Genomic DNA, 8,107 nt, shown 5'->3' with positions numbered 1-8,107 from the left:
CACCCGAGGGGATCAACCTCGCCGACCACCACCGCGACTACGCGGTGCTCGCGGTCCAGGGGCCGAAGTCGGACGAGCTGCTCGCCGCGGTCGGGCTGCCGGCCGGCCATGACTACATGTCCTTCGTGGAGGCCGCCTCGCCCGAGATTCTTGGAGATGACATCGGCGTGGTCGTGTGCCGGTCCGGCTACTCGGGCGAGCGCGGCTACGAGCTGATTGTCGCCAACGACGCGGCCGGTGCGCTCTGGGACGCGCTGCTGACCAGGGGCGAGGAGCTCGGCGCGGTGGCCTGTGGCCTCGGCGCCCGGGACACGCTGCGCACCGAGATGGGCTATCCGCTCCACGGACAGGACATCTCGCTCGACGTCACCCCCAACGAGGCCGGCCTCGGCTGGGCCGTCGGCTGGAAGAAGGACGCCTTCTGGGGCAGCGACAAGCTCGTCGCGGAGAAGGAGGCCGGCCCGAAGCGCGCCCTGCGCGGCATCATCGCCGTCGGCCGCGGCATCCCGCGCCCGCACATGTCCGCCTCCCTGACCGCCGACGTACCTGTCGGCGAAGTCACCTCCGGCACCTTCTCGCCGACCCTGAAGAAGGGCGTCGGGCTGGTGCTCGTCTCGACCACGGTCAACCCGGAGGCCGAGATCGGCATCGACGTACGTGGCCGTCGCGAGATCTTCCAGCTCACCAAGCCGCCCTTCGTCGACTCGCACGTACGGGAGGGCTGATGAGCGAGCGTCAGCGAGCGACCATTCAGTCATTCATGCCGCCGCGTCCGTATTCTGGCGCCTGCGCTACGGAGGTGGCGGCATGAGCATCCCGGACGTCCCCTCGGTGTTCAAGCAGCCGTCCGCCGCCGAGCGGCCGTGGTGGTGGAAGCTCGTCGACGGCTCCGGCGAGGAGGTCTCGGCGGGAGATGAGTACGCCGGCCAGCGCTTCGCCAACCAGGGCGACGCCGAGTCGTGGGTCGGCGAGGTCTGGCAGGAGCTCCTCGACGCCGGCGTGACCGCGGTGATCCTCTTCGAGCACGACCGCCAGGTCTACGGCCCGATGAACCTCTCCGCCTGACGTACGTCAACCACGATGACCCTCAAGGGTCGATGTGGTGGTCTCGACGCTGGATGTGACCACCACATCGACCCTTGAGGGGCGATGTCGTTGAGGCAACGAGCGGGGTTATCCACAGACGGAGCGATTGCTGTGGATAACTTCTGCAGCTTCGACGAGATTGTCGGATGCTGCTTGGCGTGAACGCATCAGCTGCTTCTGAGACGGTCCCCGAGGTCGACACCGATCCCGACGAGGTGCCGTTCGACCCGTCTCGTCCGTTCACCCGAAAACAGGCGCTGGCGGCGGGCATCACCCCGAACCGGCTCCGCGGGCCGGGCTTCGTACGTCTGCACACCGGTGTCTTCGTGGCGGCAGATGTCGAGCTGACTCCGCTGATTCGTGCCGAAGCGGCGCTGAAGACCTACGCCGACACCGCCTTCGCCAGCCATGCGACCGCCGCCCGGATATCGCGGCTCCCGCTCCCGCCACTGCCAGGCGAGCACGTCACCGTGATGGCCCAGAAGGACCGTCACCGGATCGCCGGGGTCGTCTGTCACTGCGCGTCGAAGGCGCAGGTGAAGACCGTGAACGGTGTCCGGGTCTCGAGGGTCGAGCAGAACTTCGTCGAGCTCGCCACGCTGCTCTCGCTGGTCGACCTCGTCGTGGTCGGCGACTACCTGGTTCGGAAGAACCCCGACGGGCTCGCTCGCCTCGACCGCTACTGCGCCAAGGCGACGGGCCCCGGTGCTGCGGCTGCTCGCCGTGCCCTGACCTACGTGCGTACCGGCGTCGACTCGCCGATGGAGACCCGCCTGCGAATGCTGATCGTCCTCGCCGGTCTCCCCGAGCCGCTGGTCAACCAGCTGGTAGGGGAGGAGAGCGAGCTCGACTTCCGCAAGTACGACCTGTGCTGGCCCTCGATCAAGCTGATCGCCGAGTACGACGGACGCCAGCACGTCGAGCGCGAGGAGCAGTGGGAGTCGGACATCGACCGCCGGGAGAAGATCGACGATGACGGCTGGCGCATCCTCGTCTTCATCGCCAAGGACATCTACAACACTCCGGGCAACACCCTGAACCGGATCCACCGTCAGCTCGTGGCAAGGCGCCTCCCCGGCGCACCAGTCAACCTGTCCCCGCAATGGCAGCTCCACTTCCCCGGCCGTCCCTGACTCCCCGGCCACGACATCGACCCTCAAGGGGCGAAGTGGTGGTCGCGGGGGCGACCGGCGGCACCACGTCGACCCTCAAGGGTCAATATGGTGGTCGGTTCGAGGCAGTCCCAGCTGACGCCGCGCATGGTCTGGTCCCCGGGTATCGTCGGGCCGTGAGCAGCTATGAGTTTCGCCAGGTCGATGTCTTCACCAACGAGCCGATGCTGGGCAATCCGGTAGCGGTCGTACATGGGGCCGATGGGCTCAGCGACGAGCAGATGGCGTCGTTCGCGCGGTGGACGAACCTGTCGGAGACGACCTTCCTGCTGCGGCCGGGCGACCCGGCTGCCGACTATCGGCTGCGGATCTTCACGCCCAGCGGCGAGCTGCCGTTCGCCGGCCATCCGACCCTGGGCAGCGCGCACGCGTGGCTGGAGGCGGGGGGTGAGCCGAAGGGTGCCTACGTCGTGCAGGAGTGTGGCGTGGGCCTGGTGAGCCTGCAACGGGGTGAGCGCCTGGCTTTCGCCGCGCCCGACCTGCTCCGTGGAGGTCCGGTGGAGGAGGACGTGCTCGAGCGCATCGCCGCCGGCCTGCGGATCGGCCGTGCGGAGATCCTGGCCGCGCAGTGGGCCGACAACGGACCGGGCTGGGTGGCGGTGATGCTCCGGGACGCTGAGGCCGTGCTCGCGCTGACCCCGGACCCGGCGGCGCTCGGAGACCTGGCGGTGGGTGCTGTCGGCACCTACCCGGAAGGCGCGGAGTGCGCGATCGAGGTGCGGGCCTTCGTCGGTGGCCTCGGTGTCGACGAGGACCCGGTCACTGGCTCGCTCAATGCCGGGATCGCGCAGTGGCTGGGCGGCGACGTGCTGCCCGTGGCGTACGTCTCCTCGCAGGGCACCGTGATGAAGCGGCGCGGGCGGGTGCATGTCGCCACCGACGACGAGGGCAGGATCTGGGTGGGCGGAGACACACTCACCACCATCCAAGGGTCGCTGACGCTCTGACCTAGGCTGGGGGTGTGCAGTCCTACCTCGACCTGTTGACCCGCATCCTCGACGAGGGCGTGGAGAAGTCCGACCGCACCGGGACGGGCACGATCAGCGTCTTCGGTCACCAGACGCGCTACGACCTCAGCGAGGGCTTCCCGCTGCTGACCACCAAGAAGGTCCACACCCGGTCGGTCTTCGGTGAGCTGCTCTGGTTCCTGCGTGGCGACACCAACGTGGGCTGGCTCCAGGAGCGCGGCATCTCGATCTGGGACGAGTGGGCCGACGAGAACGGCGACCTGGGCCCGGTCTACGGCTACCAGTGGCGCTCCTGGCCCACGCCCGACGGCCGGCACGTCGACCAGATCGCCAAGATCATCGACCAGATCCGCACCGACCCCGACAGCCGCCGCCACGTCATCACCGCGTGGAATCCGGCCGACATCGAAGACATGGCGCTGCCGCCGTGCCACACGCTGTGCCAGTTCTACGTGGCCGACGGGAAGCTGAGCCTGCAGCTCTACCAGCGCTCCGCGGACGTCTTTCTCGGCGTGCCGTTCAACATCGCCTCCTACGCGCTGCTCACCCACATGGTCGCGCACGTGACCGGTCTGGAGCCGGGCGAGTTCGTGCACACGCTCGGCGACGCCCACCTCTACAGCAACCACCTCGAGCAGGCCCGCCTCCAGCTCACCCGTGAGCCACGGCGGCTGCCCACGCTGCGCCTCTCCCCGAACGTCAAGGACATCGACGCCTTCGAGCTCGAGGACATCACGGTGGAGGGCTACGACCCGCACCCCGTCATCAAGGCTCCCATTGCCGTCTGAGCGCATCGTCATGGTGGCCGCGGTGGCGGACAACGGCGTCATCGGCAACGGCCCGGACATTCCCTGGAAGATCCCCGGCGAGCAGGCCGAGTTCAAGGCGATCACGATGGGCCACACGCTCGTCATGGGACGCACCACCTTCGAGTCCATCGGCCGCCCGCTCCCGGGTCGCACGACCGTCGTCCTGACGAAGGACAAGACCTGGGCGTACGGCGGCGTCCAGGTCGCCCACGACATCGACTCCGCCCTCGCGCTCGCAGCCGAGGAGCAGGGCGACACGATCGTCGCCGGGGGAGCGCAGGTCTACGAGGCGGCCTTCCCCTACGCCACCGATCAGGTCATCACCCGCGTCCACCTGACTCCTGAGGGCGACGTCCTCTACCCGCCCTTCGACCGGGCGCAATGGGTCGAGACGAAGCGGGAGCCCCACGAGGCGTACGACCGCATCTTCTACACGCGCCGGAAATAGGCTGGCGGCCGCCCGTTAGGGTCTGAGGTATGGAGCTGCGCATCTTCACCGAGCCCCAGCAGGGGGCGTCCTACGCCGACATCCTCGCCGTCGCTCAGAAGGCCGAGGAGCTGGGGTTCGGGGCGTTCTTCCGCTCCGACCACTACCTGAAGATGGGCTCGGGCGACGGGCTCCCCGGACCGAGCGACGCCTGGACGACGCTGGCCGGGCTGGCCCGCGACACGAGCAGGATCCGGCTCGGCACGCTCGTCACCTCGGCGACCTTCCGGCTTCCCGGGGTGCTGGCCGTCCAGGCGGCCAACGTCGACGACATGTCCGACGGCCGCGTCGAGCTCGGGCTGGGCGCCGGCTGGTTCGAGGAGGAGCACGAGGCGTACGGCATCCCGTTCCCTGCCCTCGGCGAGCGGTTCGACCGGCTGGAGGAGCAGCTCGAGGTCATCACCGGGCTGTGGGCGACCGAGCCGGGGGAGACCTTCAGCTTCGAGGGGAAGCACTACACGATCAAGGACAGCCCCGGGTTGCCCAAGCCGGTCCAGACCCGCGGCCACGCCGGCTCGATCCCGGTGGTCGTGGGTGGGGGCGGCAAGAAGCGTACGCCGACGCTTGCGGCGACCTTCGCCGACGAGTTCAACGCGGCGTTCGTCTCGGTCGCCGACTCACAGGCGCTCTTCGAGAACGTCGGGCGCTTCGTCGAGGCGGCCGGTCGTGACGACTCGATCATCTACTCCGCCGCCCAGGTGCTCTGCGTGGGCCGTGACGAGGACGAGATCGCCCGCCGCGCGCAGGCGATCGGCCGCGAGCCCGCCGAGCTGCGCGAGAACGGCCTGGCCGGCACCCCTGACGAGGTGGTCGCCAAGATCAAGCAGTTCGAGGACGCCGGCGCCACCCGCCTCTACCTCCAGGTGCTCGACCTCAGCGACCTCGATCATCTCGCACTCGTAGCCGACGAGGTCATGACGCGCGTCTGACGATAGTCTGTATTCCATGACTGACGCTCCGTTCGGCACCGTGCTCTCAGCACTCGTCACGATCTTCAATGACGATGGCTCGGTCGACCTGGAGCAGACCCAGAAAGTGGCCAAGCACCTGGTCGATCACGGCCACGACGGCATCGTCGTCTCCGGAACCACCGGCGAGTCCCCGACCACCACGCCGGCCGAGGACGGCGAGATCCTGGAGGCTGTCAAGGACGCCGTCGGAGACCGCGCCAAGGTCGTGGCCGGCATCGGCACCAACGACACCCGCACCTCGGTCGGGCTGGCCAAGCAGGCTGCGAGGATCGGTGCCGACGGCCTGCTCCTGGTGACCCCCTACTACAACAAGCCGGGCGAGCGCGGCATCCGCGAGCACTTCCGTACGGTGGCCTCGACCACCGACGTCCCGGTCATCCTCTACGACGTCCCCGGCCGCACCGGCTCCCCGATCACCCTCGAGACCTACCAAGAGGCGATCACCTGGGACACCGTCATCGCGGTCAAGGAGGCCGCCGGCGACTTCCCGCGCGGCACCAGGCTGCTCGACCTCGGCTACACCCTCTACTCCGGCGACGACGCGCACACCCTCGCCTGGCTCGCGCACGGCGCCGTCGGCGTGATCAGCGTCGCTGCCCACGTGCTCGGCGACCAGACACGTACGTTGGTCGACGCGTTCGCCGCGAGCGACGTCGAGACTGCCCGCAAGACTTATGCGCGGATGCTCCCCGCGATCGACGCCATCATGGGCGTCCCGAACTACGGAGCCACCACTGCCAAGGCCGCACTCGAGCTGACCGGCGTCATCGACAACCGCACCGTACGAGGGCCACTTGTGGCACTCGACGACGACGAGGTCGAGGCGCTGCGAGCCGGGTTGGAGGCCTCTGGCCTTCTTTAGAAGGAATGCCTTTGTCTCACCCACACCCGGAGCTCACCGAACCCGGCAAGCTCCCCAAGGGCGGCCTGCGAGTCACCCCTCTCGGCGGCCTCGGCGAGGTCGGACGCAACATGACGGTCTTCGAGTACGACGGCCGGCTGCTGATCGTCGACTGTGGCGTGCTCTTCCCCGAGGAGCACCAGCCCGGCGTCGACCTGATCCTGCCCGACTTCGGCCCGATCCGTGACCGCCTCGGCGACATCGAGGCGCTGGTCCTGACCCACGGTCACGAGGACCACATCGGCGCCACCCCCTACCTGCTGCGCGAGCGCCAGAACATCCCGCTGGTCGGCTCCGAGCTGACCCTTGCCCTGCTGGGCTCCAAGCTGCGCGAGCACCGCCTGCGCGAGACCGTCCAGCACAAGGTCACGGAAGGAGACAAGATCTCCTTCGGGCCCTTCGAGCTCGAGTTCGTGGCGGTCAACCACTCCATCCCGGACGCGTTCGCGGTGGCGATCCGTACGCCGGCCGGCCTCGTGCTGCACACCGGTGACTTCAAGATGGACCAGCTGCCGTTGGACGGGCGGATCACCGACCTGCGGTCCTTCGCGCGCCTGGGCGAGGAGGGTGTCGACCTCTTCCTGGTCGACTCCACCAACGCCGAGATGCCGGGCTTCACGACCGGCGAGAAGAAGATCGCGCCGGCTATCGAGCAGGTCTTCCGCGAGTCGGACCAGCGGATCATCGTGGCCTGCTTCGCCTCCCACGTGCACCGCGTCCAGCAGGTGCTCGACAGTGCCGTCGCGCACGGCCGCAAGGTGGCGTACGTCGGCCGCTCGATGGTCCGCAACATGCAGATCGCCTCCGACCTGGGCTACCTGCACGTGCCCGAGGACGTCATCGTCGACGCCAAGGAGCTCGCCGACCTGCCGCCGGAGAAGGTGGTGATGGTCTCGACCGGATCGCAGGGCGAGCCGATGTCGGCGCTGTCGCGGATCGCCAACGGCACCCACAACTTCGTGCACATCGAGCCGGGCGACACCGTCCTGCTGGCGAGCAGCCTGATCCCGGGCAACGAGAACTCGATCTATCGCGTGATCAACGGGCTCGCCCGCCTGGGCGCCAACGTGGTCCACAAGGGCAACGCCCTGGTGCACGTCTCCGGTCACGCGAGTGCGGGCGAGCTGCTCTACTGCTACAACATCGTCCGCCCACGCAACGTGATGCCCGTCCACGGCGAGGTGCGCCACCTGCTCGCCAACGGTGACCTCGCCCGCCAGACCGGCGTCGAGAGCGTCGTCTACGCCGAGGACGGCGTCGTCGTCGACCTCATCGACGGCAAGGCCGAGATCGCGGGTAAGGTCGAGTGCGGGTACGTGTTCGTCGACGGCACCACCGTCGGCGACGTCACCGAGTCCGAGCTCAAGGACCGCCGCATCCTGTCCGAGGAGGGCTTCGTCTCGATCATCATCGTGGTCGACACGGTCAACGGCACCGTCGCCAGCGGTCCCGAGATCCATGCGCGCGGCCACGTGTGGCCCGACAACGCCTTCGACCCGGTCAAGCAGCCGATCATCAAGGCGGTCAACCGAGCCATCTCCGAGGGCGCGACCGACACCTACCAGCTGCAGCAGGCCATCCGGCGTACGTTCGGCCGCTGGGTCTCCAGCACCCACCGTCGCCGCCCGATGATCGTCCCGGTCGTGATCGAGGCGTAGCGAGCGAGGTCGAGCGGATCGAGTGTCGATCCACGCCGAGTCGGCGCGTCATAAC

At 68.5% G+C, this 8,107-nt stretch carries 9 protein-coding genes; all 9 read left to right on the top strand.

Going from position 1 to position 8,107, the window contains the following annotated elements:
* The coding region (locus ACRDPS_RS10750; RefSeq protein WP_431501627.1) for a glycine cleavage T C-terminal barrel domain-containing protein at positions 1–725 on the top strand (725 nt) is incomplete at its 5' end.
* An 82-nt stretch (positions 726–807) separates the two neighbouring features.
* Entirely contained in the window at positions 808–1,065 is a 258-nt protein-coding gene (locus ACRDPS_RS10745) for a hypothetical protein (protein ID WP_431501626.1), read from the top strand.
* Positions 1,066–1,244: 179 nt separating this feature from the next.
* Positions 1,245–2,219, top strand: a complete 975-nt coding sequence (locus tag ACRDPS_RS10740) for a DUF559 domain-containing protein (RefSeq protein ID WP_431501625.1) — start codon at positions 1,245–1,247, stop codon at positions 2,217–2,219.
* 155 nt (positions 2,220–2,374) lie between these two features.
* Positions 2,375–3,205, top strand: a complete 831-nt coding sequence (locus tag ACRDPS_RS10735; protein ID WP_431501624.1) for a PhzF family phenazine biosynthesis protein — start codon at positions 2,375–2,377, stop codon at positions 3,203–3,205.
* A gap of 14 nt (positions 3,206–3,219) precedes the next feature.
* On the top strand, positions 3,220–4,014 hold the full coding sequence (locus ACRDPS_RS10730) for a thymidylate synthase (protein ID WP_431501623.1): 795 nt from the start codon (positions 3,220–3,222) through the stop codon (positions 4,012–4,014).
* Positions 4,004–4,483, top strand: coding sequence for a dihydrofolate reductase (locus tag ACRDPS_RS10725; RefSeq protein ID WP_431501622.1), 480 nt, complete (start codon positions 4,004–4,006; stop codon positions 4,481–4,483). Before ACRDPS_RS10730 ends, ACRDPS_RS10725 begins: the two co-directional genes overlap by 11 nt.
* A 29-nt stretch (positions 4,484–4,512) precedes the next feature.
* Positions 4,513–5,451 carry an LLM class F420-dependent oxidoreductase gene (locus ACRDPS_RS10720; RefSeq protein WP_431501621.1) on the top strand — a complete coding sequence of 313 codons (939 nt, stop codon included), beginning with the start codon at positions 4,513–4,515 and terminating at the stop codon, positions 5,449–5,451.
* 16 nt (positions 5,452–5,467) lie between these two features.
* On the top strand, positions 5,468–6,355 hold the full coding sequence (gene dapA / locus ACRDPS_RS10715; protein WP_431501620.1) for a 4-hydroxy-tetrahydrodipicolinate synthase: 888 nt from the start codon (positions 5,468–5,470) through the stop codon (positions 6,353–6,355).
* A gap of 11 nt (positions 6,356–6,366) precedes the next feature.
* A complete protein-coding gene (locus ACRDPS_RS10710) occupies positions 6,367–8,052 on the top strand; it encodes a ribonuclease J (protein ID WP_431501619.1) in 1,686 nt (561 codons plus the stop codon).
* Positions 8,053–8,107: the final 55 nt, after the last annotated feature.

Source organism: Nocardioides sp., assembly GCF_050699375.1.
Classification (GTDB): Bacteria; Actinomycetota; Actinomycetes; order Propionibacteriales; family Nocardioidaceae; genus Nocardioides.
The sequence above is the reverse complement of the archived record's forward strand: the minus strand, read 5'-3'. Positions and strand labels throughout refer to the sequence as shown.

Excerpts from the sequence above, each read along its gene's own strand:
- ACRDPS_RS10745 (WP_431501626.1), top strand. The coding sequence starts at position 808 with ATGAGCATCCCGGACGTCCCCTCGGTGTTCAAGCAGCCGTCCGCCGCC.
- ACRDPS_RS10720 (WP_431501621.1), top strand. The coding sequence starts at position 4,513 with ATGGAGCTGCGCATCTTCACCGAGCCCCAGCAGGGGGCGTCCTACGCC.
- dapA (WP_431501620.1), top strand. The coding sequence starts at position 5,468 with ATGACTGACGCTCCGTTCGGCACCGTGCTCTCAGCACTCGTCACGATC.